A 15981-nucleotide genomic window follows, 5' to 3' on the forward strand; every position below is an offset into this window, starting at 1 on the left:
GTTATTATAACATGTTTCAAATAAAAAAAAGCACTTTCTCAGGTATTCGTTTCGATGATCACTCAAACTGACCATTAAACGTCTAAATCACACAGAACGAATAAAAACCAATGATTTGCAAAACATAACGTTATATCCGTCATGCTTTTGGAAGGGTGAGACGTTTGAAACTGACTATTTCTATTGCCGCAGCCATTACCGCTGCTTCCCTGCTCATTGTCTTCCCTGGCGGTCAGGCAAATGCATTATCAACCCTTAAACCGCGGACCAAGGCGGAAAATGAGCAGCCGGCAGCAGCCGAACCCGATCCTCTTCCGGCTAGGAGAGGCTTGTATGAGAAATTAAGTTTGTTTACTGAAATTCCATGGAACTGGATTGCGGCAATTGATCAATACGAGCGGTCCATGTCGAAGGTTCGTCCCAAGGCTCGGCCGATGCTTGGCAGCACCGTAGGCGTATTTATTGACCAAGAACAGTGGGTCGGTCCGCTTAATCCGAATATAGAGGACAGCTCGCCTGCCTCCATTCGCTTCTTTAACGGTCTTGGGCGAGATGGCGACGGCAACGGACAAGCGGAGCGAACGAGCGACGTAGATCTGCTTTATTCACTCGTAAGCCGTGTTGCTGCTTATGGAGCCACAGAGGATGACTTTGCAATCGGACTTTGGGAATATTACCAAAATAATCGATCCGTTCAGCGCATTCAGCAATTTGCCCGCATTTATGCTGCGTTCGGTCGGCTCGACCTGTTCGAGCACGCTTTTCCCGTTCCGGTGGGCAGCAATTATGCCTATAACAGCACATGGGGAACCGGCCGAAGCTGGGGCGGCAGGCGAACGCATGAGGGTACCGATATTTTCGCTAGCCACGGGCTGCCTGTACGAAGCACCTGCTACGGCATTGTTGAAGTAAAGGGTTGGAATCCTTATGGAGGCTGGCGCATCGGCATTCGCGATCTGAACAACTTTTACCACTATTACGCACATCTATCCGGCTATGACAAAACGGTCAATATCGGCGATGTCGTCAAGCCCGGTCAGGTCGTAGGCTGGGTTGGCAGCTCCGGTTATGGCAAGCCGGGAACGTCGGGTAAATTCCCGCCGCACCTGCACTATGGCGTATATAGCGACCGAGGACTCATCGAGTGGTCGTTTGACCCGTATCCCATGCTGCGCCGGTGGGAGCAGGCAGAGCGCAAACGAATTCGCGCTGGCAAATGAAGAAATAAACGATTTTACAATAAAACGACTTTATCGTCTTCTTGTTCAGAGGACAATAAAGTCGTTTTTATTTGCAGAAGCTATTCGGAGGAGGCATCACCAGCATTGCCTGACGCATTATTATGCGCATTTGAGGCGCTTGATTCCTCTGTCGACGCTTCTGTAGATGCCCCCGTATTTGCCCCTCCTTCAATAGAGGATTCGTCATTGCCGCTGCTTTGAGGACTCGTCGTGACGCCGCCGCTTCCAGAGCCTTGGCCTAGCGGTACGGAAATGTTTGGCGCTTGCGCAGCCGATTCGCCGACAGGCTTGCCGGTATTGTCGTAATAATACATCGGCACATCTCCGACTACGAGCAGATACGAAATCGGGATATCGGTTTCTACGAGCTCCGGCTCGGTATCAAAGGGAATAATAATCGTAACCTCCGCAATGATCCTTATATATACCTCCACTAAAATCATATTGATGCCGGCGTCCTTCTGACGCGTGCTAAGATCAACCTTCACGGCGCCAACCGGCTCGAATTTGACCGGCACTCTTGGTCCATATGAGGATATAATCGCACTGTTCAGCGCATGCCCGATCGGAATATGCTCAGGGATATCCTTCATATCGTTTAAGGTCTGTTGAACGGTATTGATCGTCTGCGAGGTAATGCTCATATGCTCGGCATAATTCAGCATGAAGCCAGAAATTTTGCCGTTGCTGTTCATTTTCCAATCAATCAGCTTATCGGTTTCCGACCGGTTCGCAACCTGCTCCGTTATAGCTTTGTTAATCGCCTGCGTTGCGACCTGCTTAACTCGTATTTTGGCGATATTCATGAGCGGCGGACGCAAATTCCGTTCCATATATACGAAGGACTGTATCGAAAAAACCATCATGACAAGAAGTGTAATAATAACGATTGTACGACGTCTTATACGCGGCCTAGGGGGATTTGTACCCCAATTGCCGCCTGAGCTGCTGCTCTTGCTTCGCACTCCGCTGCCAAATCTTAGCGCTGGGCGCCGAGTTCCCCATTTTCCGCCGCTGGAGCTTGATCGCATTCCCCATTTTGAAGAGGCTGCGCTTGCTCCTGAACCCCATTTTTTCGGCGTGGAACGCGTTGAGGCAGAGCTGCTGCGGCTTCCCCAGCTAACCGTTCTTACCTTTGAGGATGGGCGGCCTGACCAGAGCTGCATTCGGCTTCCGCCAAATGGCCTGAACCGCCAGCCTTTCCTCCCCCATTTCGCCAATCCGATCCCCTCCCGCATCATCATGCCCGCTTCTCTTACCCATACTTATGCCAAACTCGGCCAAAAAAGAAGACGACCATACCTCATCAGGTGATCGGGGGCATGCAGCTCATCCACAACGAAAGGGGATCTCGTGACTACAATGTAATATAGGCATGGCCTTACGAACAAAGAGGCTTTGCAACTCAATTACACATGGGATAGACTAGAAGAAATCATTTTATCTATCGAGGAGTATACCTATGGCCATAAATCGACGTCTGAGCACCGATCAGGATTTTGAAGAGGTAATCGAGCTGCAGCAGCGCATTCGCGTTTTTCAGGACAATCAGCTCATCGATTCCAGCTCGCTGGTCATACGGTTTGACGATAGCACCATCGTGACCCAGTCAGGAGTTAGTGATATTGCCTATCATAATCGTAAGGAATGCGAGTTTTTTGTACTCCGAAAGCGCTAAGCCACAGCCAAAAAACGGTGTCGTCCTGATCGCGTGCGCGTGACAGGTTGACGCCGTTTTGCATTCATGAATAGTGTTCACCTGCAAAATCAGTACTCTGACTTTAGTCCCATCATGCAGCTCTCCACTAGCACCTGGTACTATAAGAAGTTGGTACTTTTGGTTACAGGAAAATGCAGTAAACTAAAGACATCAACAACAACTCGATTCGGGAGGCAATCTCAAATGAAAAAAATAGAAACGATGCATGTTCGCAAGTCCGCAAACTTTTATCGCCGCCGCAACACCCCAACCTATACGTTTATGGCATGGGCAGCCTTTCTCATCGCTTGCGGCTTCGAATTCGTCGGCATTTATACGCTCAAGCAGCCGATGTCCGTTCAAGGCTATTACGCCGTAACCGGCATTCTCTTAATCATCACTTCCTTTGTCCTCCAAAAGGTAGCGCGAGACAACGATGAGGATAAATTTCTTAAGGAATATAACCCGGGGTACAGAAACCGCAATACATCAGCCTTCACTTTCATGGCTTGGGCAGGCTTCATCCTCGCTATTCTTGCTCAATATATCGGGATTTACGTGCTTGAGGAGCCGCTGTACGTCAAAGGCTACTACGCAATTGCCGGCGCTTTCCTAATTGTCGCATGCCTTGTCTTGCAGAAGACCATCAGAGACAACGAGGAAGACGGCTTGCATACAAGCGCATCTGAGGATTTCGAAGGTTAAAAGGGTACGAAAAAAAGCTGCTAATCAACAAATGTTGATTAGCAGCAAGAAGGCTCGTTTATTTTAAGCAATAATGGACTTGATGTGAACGTTACGCTCTTGGCTTAAATCGAGGAAATAATCCGCCAGCTTAATTAAAGGCGTCTCGATATTATGCGGGTTGATGTAAACGACCTCACCCTCGCGTCCATCCGTCAGCAGCACTTGCTTCCCTACTAACCGCTTCATCATATTTTCAATAAACACCGAAATGATTTGCGGGTTTAATGCGCCAAATTTGCCGTCGCTCATCTGGCTGACGATTTCATGGAACGACAACGGCTCATGATAAGGCCGCTTCGAGGACATCGCATGAAAAATATCGGCAACCGCTACAATCGAGCTGAATAAATCTATATTTTCTTTCTTGATTCCAAGTGGATAGCCCATCCCATCCTCACGCTCATGATGCTGCAGCGCAACGCGTGCGATCCGCAGGCTTATGCCAGTCGTTCCCTTGAGAAGCTCGTAGCCCAAAATGGTATGCTTCTTGACTAGTTGAAATTCTACCTCGTTCAGCTTGCCCGGTTTATTCAATACCTCGAGCGGAAGCTTCACTTTGCCTACATCATGCAGCGTCGCCGCCAAGGACAAAATCATAAGCTCCGACTCCTCTAGATTCATCCATCTGCCAATGAGCGTCGATATGACCCCAACTCCCACATTATGCTCGTAAATATAATCATCCTTCGCCTTCAACGCTTCAAACAATTCAAAAATATTTTGGTTTTTGGAGAGCTGTACAATAGCAGGCAGAACCTGATTGCGAATCTCCATCAAAGGCACCTTGCGGGACAATAAGATCGACTCGAACAGCTCCTTCGATACACTAACCGTCTGCTGCACGAGCTCTCCGATTTGAATGCTCTTTTTTGGAGTAGAGAGCTTCTGCTCAGATGCCAGAACAATAGCATTTAAATCTATCCGATGGTTTATCATAATTTGTAGTGACTCGCGAGAAATAAAAGAATTGGCCGGTACAATCGTAACGCCATATGCGTTCAAGATATCATGCTGTATTCTCTTCCCGATCAATTGTTCCATCGTTCCACTCCCTCGGACTTGTCATTTCCAACATTTAGTTTACCATATCTGAATCAGGAAATGACCCAGTCGTTGAAAAATTGATAGAAATACTAGAAACATCCCTCTATCCCTCGGATATATTCATCCATGTTTCCAGCAGACGATCCGTTTGTTCTCTCCTGCTGCCGCCTCGTCTTAAAGTCATCATAATTGCCCAAATATTCGGCAATCGTCCCCTGTTTCAGCTCCCACACTCGCTTAGCTAGCCGATTAATAAAATAACGGTCATGCGAGATCGCCAGCACCGTTCCGGCAAATTGCTCCAAGGCTTCTTCCCTCTGCATCATCCCTCTTGATTCGACAATAATGACACGCCAAACACGTCAAGTAGTTCAATCGAATTGGGAATAAAGTCCAATTTTTAACAATCTCTTCTTATTCATGATTCAATGACCGGATTATCGAGTATGATTTGGAAAGAGGATTTGCCTGCTTTCACGGGGAAAGTTGGGTAAGGAGGGATTGATACGGATACGATAAGGCGGATCCGAAGCGTTGTCAGAGACTACGCGGAAGCTATTTACCAATTCGTACGAGAAATACCGAAGCGTTATCCGTGGCTCAAAACCGTCTATGCGATATGGTGCTGGCTCTCACTGCTTCTGTTCATCGCGGGCTTGTTCTTTTTTCGTGATTCGCGAACGATGCTGGTACAGTATCTATGGTCATTCTACGTGATGCTGCATTTCTGGCTGTTATGCCGGAGTAAAACGTTTACTTGGAAGAAAACCGCCATGTTCATGCTGCTCGGTATCGTTCTCGTGATCCCGATTACGGCATGGACGATTATGTTTGCACACGGCTTGTTCGACGGCAAGACGTCGGACACCTGGTCGGTCGCGGTGGTCACCCCCATCGTGGAGGAGGTATGGAAGCTGATCCCTCTCTGCCTGTATCTTTTCTTCTCGCGCCGGGCATCATCGATGAGCCTGGGCGACTATACGCTGGCAGGAGCGGCAGCGGGCGTCGGCTTCCAGCTCATGGAAGAGCTGAGCCGCAGGTGGCTCAACTCCGGGATTATTGGTCGGACGTACGGTTACAGTACGACGATGCTGGGAGGAGAGACGATCCACTGGGATTTCTGGACGCTATTTCCCGGTCGGTTCGAAGAAAGCTTTTTCCCAAGCCTCATGACGGTCAGCCATCCCGTCCACACAGCGATGGTCGCTCTCGGAGTCGGGATGGCCGTGCAGTTCCGCAAGCGGCTGACGAACGCGATCTATTCACTGCCTGCGCTGCTGCTCGCCTGGTCGATCCTTGACCATGCCGCTTATAACGGACAGTACTCTTTGCCGGACTGGGTCATGAAGATCCACGAATGGACCGGCAGCGGCTATCAAACGAAGGATGTTTTTCTGCTGATGCTAGTCCTGGGGTTAATTCTGGATTACATCGCGCTCAATCGGGTAAGGAATCAGCTCCCGATGATGACAGGCGAGCGGTTCATAGACCCGCTCACCGAGCTGCGGCATATGTCGGCGGCCTTCTTCCAGAGGAGGGAGAGATTCGCCAGTGTCATGGCCTGGACGAGAGAGCGCCGGGAAATGGGATTTTCTTTGCTATACGGCAATTCCGAGGCGGTTTCCGTCCAAGAAGATCTGCGCGGCCGGATGCAGCTACATTACCGGATGGCGGCAGGTCTCACCGCACTGCTGATCGGCGCGGGCCTGCTTGCGGGCTTCGCGGCCTATTGGCAGGCACCCGTGCAGCCTGATGACGCCGCTTGCTTCTCCTGCATGTTCGACTCGCTGCAAAATTGGTGGGACCGCCTCAGCTACTGGGAAAAGGGGGCTATCGTGCTTGGAGCGTTCGCCCTCTCCCTGCTGTTCGTTGGCTTCTGGCCGGCGCTCGGCATCGCGCTGACCGCGTCGAGCATCCCCGGCAGCGGCCATGAGCTCGCGAAAAATATCCGGGATCCGAAGCGGCTGCTCACGCCTGAGAATGCCGCCGCGGCTTTACTCGCACTCGCGCTCAGCCGTGTGCCGTTTGGCCATCTGGCCAAGAAAGGCGGTGAGCGGCTCAAGAACTGGCTGGAGAAGCTGCTCGGGCGCCGGACCAAGCCTGAACCGGACGTCCCCCGCAAGCCGGACGGAGATCGGCTTGGAGAGAAACCCGATTCCGATGAGCAGGAGCAAGCCCCGCCGAAAGACTCGGATGATTACGTGCACTGGAGTAAGGCGAAGTACAAAGGCGTAGAACTGTACGACAGCCGCAACGGTGCGCTAGGAGAGTTCGACGGCATTGACGTTGAGAACGGTATTTTCTATGAAGCCAAGTCGGCCGAAGGCCTTAATCGCATTCATCCCAAAACCGGCAAGCCGCAGCAGACGCCGAAGCAGTTTACGGATAAACAGCTCTACCAGAAAACGCGGACACGGATCAACAACCTGATGGAGAAGGCAGTCGGTACAAGGACAACGCCGGATGGAACATCCGAACTTCCGACCTTGGAGGAAATCAAGGGAATCCGCAACTTCCAGTTCCAGCTTGATGGAGACTCGCCGGAGCTGCGGGCCGCGGCAGAGAACAGCCTGAACCGTTTGCGCCAGGAATTCCCGGATCACACATTTACGATAAGATTTGGAGTGAAGTAAAGATGTCGATTAGCGCTATTATCATCGATCCAGAAGATGAATTCGAACGCTCGTTCATGCTGCCGGTTGCGACGGAAGCCTTCTATAAAAAGTACTGGGAGCCGGCGGCCGAGGAGCTGAGTCTCCAGTGGACCGCATTGTTTCAAGGGGGCACGGATGTGGAGAGAGAGGATGTGACCTCGATTCTGGAAGAAATCACCCTGCTCAAGGACTGGGTAGCTTCTAAGATGAGCGGCGACGCCCAGGAGCATATGCTGCGCAGGCTTGAGCTGCTGGAGAGAGAACTGCCGGGTGCGTTTCGGCGCGGGGGGACGGTTGTTTATATCGGGTGACGCATGGCCGCGTTCGATTTTATCCGCAAAACAGTCCAACTAGTCTCGATGGACTTAGACTGTCGAGAAAGTCTCGACAGCCTGAAAAGGCAGCCATTTATAATGGCTGCCTTTTCTTCGTGTTTATTGAGCTAAACTGCCCGTTTGTTCTTTTCTTGATCTCCAAAAACTGATTAATAATGCTGGTGTACAAGGCTTTTAAGTTCTTCACTTAACTCGATCAATCGCTGAACTTCTTTAACGCTTAATGCCACAAAACCGAGTACCCTTAAATCAACTTGCAGTTGATATGGCAGAGAAGTTATATGATCCTCTAGGGTATGTCCTTGAGATGTTGATAGGAACAATCCAAATGCCTCACCTGCAAATTGCCATTTGAGGTTAGTAAACTGTTTGGTTCGGATTAATCGTTTAGCTTTATTACCCATTAGAATGTCTTGTATCGGTGATAAATCAAAGTTGTTCCAGTGTTCAGGAGTTTTTTTTCTGAAGTGCTCTCTATATTGTTCAACGGTTCTTATAATGAAAGTAACATTGTTTTCCGTGTTATCAAGCCAATGACATATTGTAATATATTCAGCAAAACCCGAACAATTTTTATCAAGAAAAGGTATTAGTTCGCCAGTAGATAATGAACTTTGATTGAAATAAAGAAACATAAAAGCAGCATCAGCAAAAGCAGCTCCAGCAGCGACAGTTGCTGAGAGCAATTTGCCTGCTAGAATTTTTTCTCTAGCCCAATCCTGACGTTGAGTCACTAAGTTAATCCAATCAACAAATATTCTCTGTTTCCCTAATGATGATTGAAGATACGCTCGTGACTTTTCTATTAACGAAGAAAAAATAGAGTTAGGATCATATACTAGTAATGACTCCAGTAAAAATCGATACTCTAACGGATTCTTTTCTACAGCTTCCCACTCATAAGGGTGTGTGATAAATAGTTGTACCGTTTCTCCCTCAAAAATAATGTTTCTATTACAATGATATCTCGCATCTTCGACACAGATCGTTAAATCGATATCACTCCATTCATCATCGTCCCCACGACCTACGGATCCGCCTACAAAAGCAAATTTCACATCTGGGATAGATAATTCTATAGTCAGTCTTAGTGCAATCGATATATTATTTTTCATCTTACTCCCTCTGATTTCGCCAGATATTCAGTATTTAATTCTTCACGAATACATTTTATTCCTGTATTGCTTACTGAACTAATCTGCTCGATAGATTCATAAAACGAGCAGGAAACTGAATGTCCTGCTCATCCATTTGTATTATTCAACTATTGTTACCCGTGTAGTTTAATAGCATAGGTCTAGTATCTATTTATCCTCGATATTTTTAGCAGGAGGACCAAACCTTATTGTAAGCGACTATCCCTCTTACCTTTTTTGAAAAACTACTCCTTCTCATAAATCGGCTGGCCGGCACCCTCATCGGCGTATCGGGTCTGGCGTTCCCTCACCAACTGATTGAAATCCGCGCCGTCGCACACAACTAACTAGGCCACCGTGGTCGACGCAGCCCCAGGCGATCGGGCTTCGAAAAGGCGCAACCGCTATTGGCGCGATGCGGAAGGATCGTCGCAAAAATCCCGAGATTTTTCGACTGTTAAAAGGTTGATCCCAAGCGGCTTTTCGAATTATAAAATCGTCAGCCTCAAAAAATATGTATTCATGTTCTTGTCGTCCGACATATACACTTGTGAAATGAAACAAGCCGCCATTTTATTGGCGGCTATACTCAATTTGGTCCATTACTTCTTGCACTTTTTACTATATCGAACAACTGCAGGAGTGCTCCCTCAGAAGGGTCGAAAATATCAATAGACTGTAAACGCAGCTGCCAAGTCAAACTAAGTCGATCGCCTCGTTTGAACACTCCTACTTCGCCGATTTATTTTAACGACAGTTCAAACTTCGCCCCAGCTTCACCCGCAAAAACAAGGGAGCCTTTCTCGGGGAGAACAATCTTTTGATCGCTGCTAACGACGCTGAAGTATATACATGTGCCTTTCTCGTCGTAGATTGCGAATGAGCCGGTTGCCGGCATCTTCACCTTCACGGTCTTGCCCGCGGTCTTTTCGGACAACATGTACCACTTAGCATGGCCGCTCGCCGAAATGGTAACCGACGACTTTTTACCAGGGTAAACGGACTTCATTGCATCTTCGTGCACAAACAGGCTGCCGGCGACTTCGAGATACTCGGTCCCATCCTGCGTGAAGAAGTTATAGCCAGACATGTCTCTGCCGTTCATCCCTGAAATTTGCAAATCGCTGGAAGCTTCGTTCGGGCCTGTAATCTTTTTGTCGGACATATAACCGGGTGCTTCCTTGGACAAATTCACTTGAAGGGCGGGTATGATCATGTACGCCACAGATGTATATTTCTCGTTGATCGAGTAATATTTCTTGCCGTCGCGCAGTGTCCAGGCCGCAGCCGTTTCTTCCGGGATGTCATTGGATGCGAGCTTCTCCGCCGAATAATGCGACAAGGCCGTCTGGCCGAGCCCCGGGATTGTGATATATTGTTTGGTCCACAAGTAAGTACGTCCATTCTCCTCAGTCACGAAGCTGACCTTAGCATTTCCGTCCGCACTTACGAAAGAACCATCTGCCGTATAGACATATTTCTCGGCTGGGTAGTCAGGCATTTGCAGATAAGAAAGCGTCATTTCACCAGTTTGTGCGATATCCGCTTTGATCAACTGGGTGGTCATTCCGTATAGCCCCGCGTTCTTCAGCAATTCCTGCGGCATCTGCGCTGCTGTCGGTTTGCCATAGGTTTTCTCGGGCTTGATTTCGGTAACGATTCCTTTCTCTTTCAGCGCATGAAGCAGCATATCATTCGCAAGCAGTTGATTTGTCGTGCTGGACCCGCCGGAAGAGAGGACCGCAGCCGCCATGTTATGTTCGGGAAGCACAACGAGAGATGCGTGATACAGAATCGTGTCGCCGCCTTTTGTAAGCGCCTTGATGCCGTAATCGCCGAACGGGAACAGGGTGACGCTGTCCCAGCCGAGCCCGTAGCTTATAGACGTGTCCGCCTCTTCGGGCCATAGGCCTTTCTTGTATTCCTCTTGCTCCATCGCCTTTACGGATTCCTTGGAGAGTGTGCCGGCAGCTTGTCCAGTGAAAATTTGCGAGAATCGGGCCAGGTCTTCAGCCGTGGAATAGATGCCGCCCGTACCGATGACGTTAACCGACTCGTTCGGCAACTGTGTCTCATCGGAAGGAATGTAGAGTCCCGCCATACCGGAAACGTCAGGCTGATCCAGCGGTGTCTTCGTATCGGACATGCCGAGAGGTTCAGTAAAATTCTTATGGATAAAAGAGGTAAAATCCATGCCACTGACTTTCTCTACCAAAATTTCAGCTAATGTAAAACAGTCGTTGCAATAAACCGAAAAAGCGCCGGGATCGGCCTTGAGCTTTTGGTTTGCCAATTGATTCAGAAGTGTATCGTGAGCGTAGGTATCGTTATCTTCGAATAAAAAAGCGTTGGTCAGCGTAGACCCGCTAAATCCAGCGGAATGATTGAGCAGCATGCGTGGCGTGATCTGCTTGTACCGTTCGTCTTTCATCGTAAATTCTGGGATGTAGTTAACGACAGGCTTATCCAGATCGACCTTCCCCTCGTCTACCAGCTTCATTACGGCTGCCGTTGCAAACATCTTGCTCGTCGACCCGATGCCGTACATCGTTTTCGCCGTAAGCGGCCGCTTACCTTTCTCGTCATTCCGACCGGATTGTCCGGATACGACAATGCTGCCATGATCGATAAGTGCATATTGAACGCTTGTCGTGCCGAAAGTGTCCGTCAGCAGCTTGGCTTTCTCCGCCGCTGCCTTTCGCGTGTCTTGATAGGCAGCTCCGCCTTCTTGACCGGCAGCCATCGCTCCGGCCGGGACAAGCAGCGTTAGCACAAGCACTGCTGCCAGTATCCAGGATATTCGTTTTCTCATATTAACCTCCTTAGGGTGTATTCTATGATTTATACGTATAGCGTTTAGATAACGATACATATATTAACAAAAATAATAGAATAGCCCCAAAATAGCAGAAGGAGATAGGCAGAGAGGCGGATATTCCGACATATTCAGCGTGCTGGCCAAACCTTGCCCGTTGGCTGAGGCATGTTCGTGCTGATCGCTGTTCTCAATCGTTAACAGGAAGCTCGTCCAAGGCAAATCGGATAATAACTGACAATCGGGGGTGATAGATATGACAATTAATAAATGGAAAACATCAATGCTTCATCTCGAATTGATAGCCGGCTTCATCCTTTCTATCTTTCCTTTCTACTGGCTGCTCGTGATGTCAACGCATACAACACCATAAATTTATAGCTATCCTCCAAAAATGTGGTTCGGGAGTCATCTCTTTGATAATATATCGAGGGTAGTGGCAAACATTGATTTTTTCGGTGCGTTTTTGAATACATTGTTCGTCGCAACCGTTTGTACATTGCTGGTTCTATTCTTTGACTCGCTAGCTGGAATTACCTTTGCCAAATACCTTTTTCCGGGGAAAAAGTGGCTCTTTATTCTTCTTCTCGCAACGATGATGGCGCCGGCCCAGCTCTCGCTCGTTCCTTCATTCGTCATCATGGCGAAATTCGGATGGGTAGGAACGTTCAAGGCCTTAATTATACCTGGTATGGTAAATGCATTCGGTATTTTCTGGATCAAGCAATATGCCGAGGATTCGATTCCATCTGAACTGATGGATGCCGGTAAGATTGACGGCTGCGGTTTTTTCCGCATCTACTGGAGCATAACGCTGACTATTTTGCAGCCCGCACTATCTTTCCTGCGCGCCTTCACCTTTATCACGTGGAATGATTATCTCTGGCCGCTCATTATTCTGACAGACGAGAGCAAGTTCACGCTGCAGGAGCCCTATCTTCATTAAACGGAATATACACGACTGACTATTCCATGGTTATCACGGGAACGCTCCTTGCCGTTGTTCCGTTGATTGTGCTGTTTCTCTTCATCAGCAAGCAGTTTATATCCGATATCGCAGCCGGTGCAGTCAAGAGCTGAATACGCCAGAGACAATTATTGCTGACTGTTCAACTACTTTGGAACAAAAAGATTAAGAGATCGACAGAAAGCAAAGCGCCGCCCGGGGAGCTGGGAGGCGCTAGTTTTTAATGCTTATGCTGCTATTGGACGAACAATACTTGCATCCCTTAGCTCCTCAACTTCGGGCAGTTGGAGCAGTATTCTTCACTACTTGAGACCTCATAGTAGAAGCAGCAGGTTTTGCGAACCCGCGTGGGCGTATTAGAAACAGAAGAGAATGTCGGTTTGCCATAAAAGCGGCTCAGCGGGTTTTGTTTTTCCCCGAATAACGTACCAGGAGCCTGATGAATCAGATATTGAAAGTCTGCTCGGCCGCGAGATTGCTCCTGCTGTTCACCCGTTCCCCAGATTCGTTACTCGTATAGCGAGAAAATACGGACCGCAACATTTTCCCATAATATCGGTTTTGGTACATTGGCCACTCTATACATGACCGCTATTAATTCCCATAAATTCCCGGAAAAATGAGCTGGAATAACAGTATCGCGCCAATCATGCCGTTCGCATGCTTCGGGCATAGCATCAATAACCACTAGACTGACATGCCCAGCCAGGATTGACCCGGTGAAGATTCAAGAAAACAATTTTCGGCAGATAAATCCATTCCCTTGTTGTACACTGTCATGGCGTACAGCAGCGGAACAGTGGTTACGAAAGCGTACCTTTTAAAAAAACTGCGAAGCTGTGACCTCCTCGATGGGAACTGTAGAAGCACGGTCAGCCGGTCCAGATAATCGGAGCACATCTCCACGTCGAGCAAGTCCGAAGTTCTCACCGGATAAACAGGACGGGTTGCACTATATTCACACAAGCCAAAATGCTGGTTTAAGTAATCCCATTGAATCCCTAGTTTATGGACCATATGCTGGCTCTAGGTGAGCAGCCGGCAGGCAGCGTCATGGTAACCGGAGAATTTAGTAGCTTTCCTGAGTATCTAATCGACAAGCTGCGCGCGGTTCAGCCCTTGGGAACGTTGGATGAACCCGATCTCGAAGCACTGCGTACTTTTGAGCCTGATCTGATCATCTGCACTGAGTTCCAGAAGAACATTTATGAAAGCCAGATATTCTAGCTACTTCTGTTTTTGAACAGACTAAATCATTATCTCCTAAATAAACTACCGCTTCTCTTATCAATTTTTTGTTTTGTTCTATTTCAATATTTTTAAGTTGGATAGTTGAATTCAAAACTTGTTCTTTAAGCCATTCACTCAGCCCCGGACAGTACATTGATCCATTTGTTGCGTTTATTTAAAGCCATGTATACATCCTCAGCAACGAAAGATTGCTTGTTTTTGAGTTTCTTACTAACGAATCTTTCTGCTTCTCTCCAGTACAAAGATTGCCGATTTTTCATGGAACAAACCTGCTTATTAGCTAAACAGTCTGCTATACTTATCAACTAACTCAAATACTTTGGATATTCTCTTAACATAGGTAAATTACGATTAGGCTCTTCATATATAAGTTGTTGAATGTTTTTTTGCTAGAAATAACAAAAAAACTCCTGAATTGACCAACCAAACAGTTTTTTAGCTTTGTTCCCCATCTTCCAATGAAACGTACCCCGTGTCGTTTCGCTTAATTCGGTTCAACAATAGAACTGGACGTATAAGTTCAAATTTCCACGATATTTCCTCACGTTTTATCTCTGATATCTTATCGAGTAACGACTCATACTTGGAGTCAACGGGGCACTATCATCAAGCTGTTATTCAGTTCCTAAAGAAACGCGGCATCTTGTTCTTGGTCGTAAATCCGCTCATTTCACATCAAGCGAAGAAATCAAGTCTACGAATAGTGAATTCGACTATTCAGATATTCGCCAAATTTAATCTTTGTGCGTTGCACAAGTTTTCTCACTTTGGAGTTGTAAGAACTCTCTCCCATTAAGGAAGCAATTTCTTTTAACGGGTAGCCGTTGTCTAAGAGTTGAATAACTGAGGCATATCTTTTATTAATCTTTGAGAACTCACTTATCAGAGTCCATGAATGTTCCCTTTCGAGGTAATCATCTTCTGCGGATGGAGTTTGAACAATATCGAGTAAAGTAAAGTTCGTCTCATCCGAATCGTCCTTTCCAGCAGGTTTATCCAAGGAGAATGTTAGAAGCCTTGCCTTCTCATATTTGCGATCCGGTTGGATTTTGCCACGGGTCTCATAATACCGCCATACATCTGCTTCTCGTAATCGTAGGTTGGCGTGATAACGTGGTAAAAAATCTCCAAGCTCAATGTCGTAACCTTTGGTAGCCTGAAATAATCCCTGGTTAAAGTGGGAAATGAAGTCCTCCAAAGGTATATTTACCCCTGTACGTTGTGCACGTTGATGTGAACTTCTCGCTCTATTAATAATGAGTGACTTTAATTCCAGAAACAATTGGCTAAATGCCCGCTGGTCTTGGGTTTGTGCGAAGTGATACGCAAGGTCATTTATTAGACAATTATTGATAGATTTTTTCATATTGTGTGCATTCCCCCCGTTTTATGTTTCTATTTATATATATCGGATGGGAACACTTGTTCGTGACACTTAACCAAATTTATCATCTTTTGGAAGTTTGGTCAATGAAAAAAACCGTGGTCTGTATCTCCTGACCACGGTTTGGTTTGAAATATTAGTTTTCAGTTTATGTTTAAGAAGTAATCAAATCCGCTAGTAATTTGAAGAATATACTTTGTTACAGCTGTCCCTTGGTTAGCTTGAGGATCTGTCTCTTCAAGATAGGTTGAAATGGTTCTGATACGATCATCCTTATCTCGATAGTAGAACCCTGTGGGACTCATCATTTTTTTGCTATTATCTTCAAAATAAATCTCTAATTCTACGCCCTTCCGCTCCCCTTTTGGGTATGGGAAGGCTTCAACCTTGTGGTAATAAGCCAGTATTTCTTCCTTTGTAAGTGCAGAGCTTAATTCCATGATCGCAACAACGTTCCAGTATCCCCCGCTTCCTCCACCATCAACAAAATTTTTGCCATTGAACTGATACTTTGCAATAAGTGAAGTTTCAGACGGCAGGGGATAATCGAAAAGGTGTTCTGCAAATTGCTCTGATACTTTTTCTTTACTTGTACCCAACTGGAGCGCCAAAACAACTCCAATAAGGAATATGGCCGTAATTGATCCAATCCATGCAATCCTTTTCATGAGAGTGCCCCTTCCCTTTAATTGAATTCTTTTTGTATAA

General features: G+C 47.2%; 15 protein-coding genes and 2 pseudogenes. 8 read left to right on the forward strand and 9 right to left on the reverse strand.

Translation table 11 applies throughout. The features are described 5' to 3' along the window. The first annotated feature begins 164 nt into the window (after positions 1-164). The gene (locus AC1TPC_RS13430; protein WP_482067344.1) at positions 165-1220 is read left to right on the forward strand and encodes a M23 family metallopeptidase; all 1056 of its coding nucleotides are present in this window, start codon (positions 165-167) and stop codon (positions 1218-1220) included. A gap of 80 nt (positions 1221-1300) precedes the next feature. Here the strand turns inward: AC1TPC_RS13430 and yunB are convergent, their stop codons facing one another. Further along, a complete protein-coding gene (yunB, locus tag AC1TPC_RS13435) occupies positions 1301-2485 on the reverse strand; it encodes a sporulation protein YunB (RefSeq protein ID WP_482067345.1) in 1185 nt (394 codons plus the stop codon). Positions 2486-2703: 218 nt separating this feature from the next. Between yunB and AC1TPC_RS13440 the strand changes: the two genes are divergently transcribed. The 3 genes and pseudogenes from AC1TPC_RS13440 to AC1TPC_RS13450 all read left to right on the forward strand — a co-directional run bounded on the left by AC1TPC_RS13440 (position 2704) and on the right by AC1TPC_RS13450 (position 3645). Then, positions 2704-2919 carry a hypothetical protein gene (locus AC1TPC_RS13440; RefSeq protein WP_482067346.1) on the forward strand — a complete coding sequence of 72 codons (216 nt, stop codon included), beginning with the start codon at positions 2704-2706 and terminating at the stop codon, positions 2917-2919. Positions 2920-3222: 303 nt separating this feature from the next. Then, a pseudogene (locus AC1TPC_RS13445) lies at positions 3223-3360 on the forward strand (YiaA/YiaB family inner membrane protein); the annotation flags it as partial. Between the two features lie 84 nt (positions 3361-3444). Then, entirely contained in the window at positions 3445-3645 is a 201-nt protein-coding gene (locus tag AC1TPC_RS13450; protein WP_482067405.1) for a YiaA/YiaB family inner membrane protein, read from the forward strand. A 63-nt stretch (positions 3646-3708) separates the two neighbouring features. On the opposite strand, the gene AC1TPC_RS13455 is transcribed toward AC1TPC_RS13450, so the two are convergent. Both AC1TPC_RS13455 and AC1TPC_RS13460 read right to left on the reverse strand, forming a co-directional pair. Then, the gene (locus tag AC1TPC_RS13455; RefSeq protein WP_482067347.1) at positions 3709-4728 is read right to left on the reverse strand and encodes an HD-GYP domain-containing protein; all 1020 of its coding nucleotides are present in this window, start codon (positions 4726-4728) and stop codon (positions 3709-3711) included. 92 nt (positions 4729-4820) lie between these two features. After that, positions 4821-5057, reverse strand: a complete 237-nt coding sequence (locus tag AC1TPC_RS13460) for a hypothetical protein (RefSeq protein WP_482067348.1) — start codon at positions 5055-5057, stop codon at positions 4821-4823. 357 nt (positions 5058-5414) lie between these two features. On the opposite strand from AC1TPC_RS13460, the gene AC1TPC_RS13465 reads away from it, so the two are divergent. Both AC1TPC_RS13465 and AC1TPC_RS13470 read left to right on the forward strand, forming a co-directional pair. Further along, a complete protein-coding gene (locus AC1TPC_RS13465) occupies positions 5415-7364 on the forward strand; it encodes a PrsW family glutamic-type intramembrane protease (protein ID WP_482067349.1) in 1950 nt (649 codons plus the stop codon). A gap of 2 nt (positions 7365-7366) precedes the next feature. Next, positions 7367-7696 carry a hypothetical protein gene (locus tag AC1TPC_RS13470; protein WP_482067350.1) on the forward strand — a complete coding sequence of 110 codons (330 nt, stop codon included), beginning with the start codon at positions 7367-7369 and terminating at the stop codon, positions 7694-7696. Between the two features lie 173 nt (positions 7697-7869). Here AC1TPC_RS13470 and AC1TPC_RS13475 read toward each other — a convergent pair whose 3' ends face one another. Both AC1TPC_RS13475 and AC1TPC_RS13480 read right to left on the reverse strand, forming a co-directional pair. After that, positions 7870-8835 carry a nucleotidyltransferase domain-containing protein gene (locus AC1TPC_RS13475; RefSeq protein WP_482067351.1) on the reverse strand — a complete coding sequence of 322 codons (966 nt, stop codon included), beginning with the start codon at positions 8833-8835 and terminating at the stop codon, positions 7870-7872. Between the two features lie 763 nt (positions 8836-9598). Continuing rightward, positions 9599-11668 (reverse strand): serine hydrolase domain-containing protein, encoded by a 2070-nt coding sequence (locus AC1TPC_RS13480; RefSeq protein WP_482067352.1) that lies wholly within the window; start codon positions 11666-11668, stop codon positions 9599-9601. Positions 11669-11927: 259 nt separating this feature from the next. Between AC1TPC_RS13480 and AC1TPC_RS13485 the strand changes: the two are divergent. After that, positions 11928-12751: pseudogene (locus tag AC1TPC_RS13485) on the forward strand (carbohydrate ABC transporter permease). Positions 12752-12900: 149 nt separating this feature from the next. On the opposite strand, the gene AC1TPC_RS13490 reads toward AC1TPC_RS13485, so the two are convergent. Beyond that, positions 12901-13143 (reverse strand): (2Fe-2S)-binding protein, encoded by a 243-nt coding sequence (locus tag AC1TPC_RS13490; RefSeq protein WP_482067406.1) that lies wholly within the window; start codon positions 13141-13143, stop codon positions 12901-12903. Between the two features lie 503 nt (positions 13144-13646). Here AC1TPC_RS13490 and AC1TPC_RS13495 point away from each other — a divergent pair. Next, on the forward strand, positions 13647-13865 hold the full coding sequence (locus AC1TPC_RS13495; RefSeq protein ID WP_482067353.1) for a hypothetical protein: 219 nt from the start codon (positions 13647-13649) through the stop codon (positions 13863-13865). Positions 13866-13999: 134 nt separating this feature from the next. Here AC1TPC_RS13495 and AC1TPC_RS13500 read toward each other — a convergent pair whose 3' ends face one another. The 3 genes from AC1TPC_RS13500 to AC1TPC_RS13510 all read right to left on the reverse strand — a co-directional run bounded on the left by AC1TPC_RS13500 (position 14000) and on the right by AC1TPC_RS13510 (position 15941). Then, positions 14000-14149 (reverse strand): hypothetical protein, encoded by a 150-nt coding sequence (locus AC1TPC_RS13500; RefSeq protein ID WP_482067354.1) that lies wholly within the window; start codon positions 14147-14149, stop codon positions 14000-14002. 434 nt (positions 14150-14583) lie between these two features. Then, complete coding sequence (locus AC1TPC_RS13505; RefSeq protein ID WP_482067355.1) at positions 14584-15255, reverse strand: RNA polymerase sigma factor; 672 nt, start codon at positions 15253-15255, stop codon at positions 14584-14586. A gap of 161 nt (positions 15256-15416) precedes the next feature. Continuing rightward, a complete protein-coding gene (locus tag AC1TPC_RS13510) occupies positions 15417-15941 on the reverse strand; it encodes a hypothetical protein (protein ID WP_482067356.1) in 525 nt (174 codons plus the stop codon). Positions 15942-15981 lie beyond the last annotated feature (40 nt).

This window comes from Paenibacillus sp. Y280 (assembly GCF_056786335.1).

Excerpts from the sequence above, each read along its gene's own strand:
- yunB (WP_482067345.1), bottom strand. The coding sequence starts at position 2,485 with ATGATGATGCGGGAGGGGATCGGATTGGCGAAATGGGGGAGGAAAGGC.
- AC1TPC_RS13440 (WP_482067346.1), top strand. The coding sequence starts at position 2,704 with ATGGCCATAAATCGACGTCTGAGCACCGATCAGGATTTTGAAGAGGTA.
- AC1TPC_RS13450 (WP_482067405.1), top strand. The coding sequence starts at position 3,445 with ATGGCTTGGGCAGGCTTCATCCTCGCTATTCTTGCTCAATATATCGGG.
- AC1TPC_RS13455 (WP_482067347.1), bottom strand. The coding sequence starts at position 4,728 with ATGGAACAATTGATCGGGAAGAGAATACAGCATGATATCTTGAACGCA.
- AC1TPC_RS13460 (WP_482067348.1), bottom strand. The coding sequence starts at position 5,057 with ATGATGCAGAGGGAAGAAGCCTTGGAGCAATTTGCCGGAACGGTGCTG.
- AC1TPC_RS13465 (WP_482067349.1), top strand. The coding sequence starts at position 5,415 with ATGCTGGTACAGTATCTATGGTCATTCTACGTGATGCTGCATTTCTGG.
- AC1TPC_RS13470 (WP_482067350.1), top strand. The coding sequence starts at position 7,367 with ATGTCGATTAGCGCTATTATCATCGATCCAGAAGATGAATTCGAACGC.
- AC1TPC_RS13475 (WP_482067351.1), bottom strand. The coding sequence starts at position 8,835 with ATGAAAAATAATATATCGATTGCACTAAGACTGACTATAGAATTATCT.
- AC1TPC_RS13480 (WP_482067352.1), bottom strand. The coding sequence starts at position 11,668 with ATGAGAAAACGAATATCCTGGATACTGGCAGCAGTGCTTGTGCTAACG.
- AC1TPC_RS13495 (WP_482067353.1), top strand. The coding sequence starts at position 13,647 with ATGGACCATATGCTGGCTCTAGGTGAGCAGCCGGCAGGCAGCGTCATG.
- AC1TPC_RS13500 (WP_482067354.1), bottom strand. The coding sequence starts at position 14,149 with ATGAAAAATCGGCAATCTTTGTACTGGAGAGAAGCAGAAAGATTCGTT.
- AC1TPC_RS13505 (WP_482067355.1), bottom strand. The coding sequence starts at position 15,255 with ATGAAAAAATCTATCAATAATTGTCTAATAAATGACCTTGCGTATCAC.
- AC1TPC_RS13510 (WP_482067356.1), bottom strand. The coding sequence starts at position 15,941 with ATGAAAAGGATTGCATGGATTGGATCAATTACGGCCATATTCCTTATT.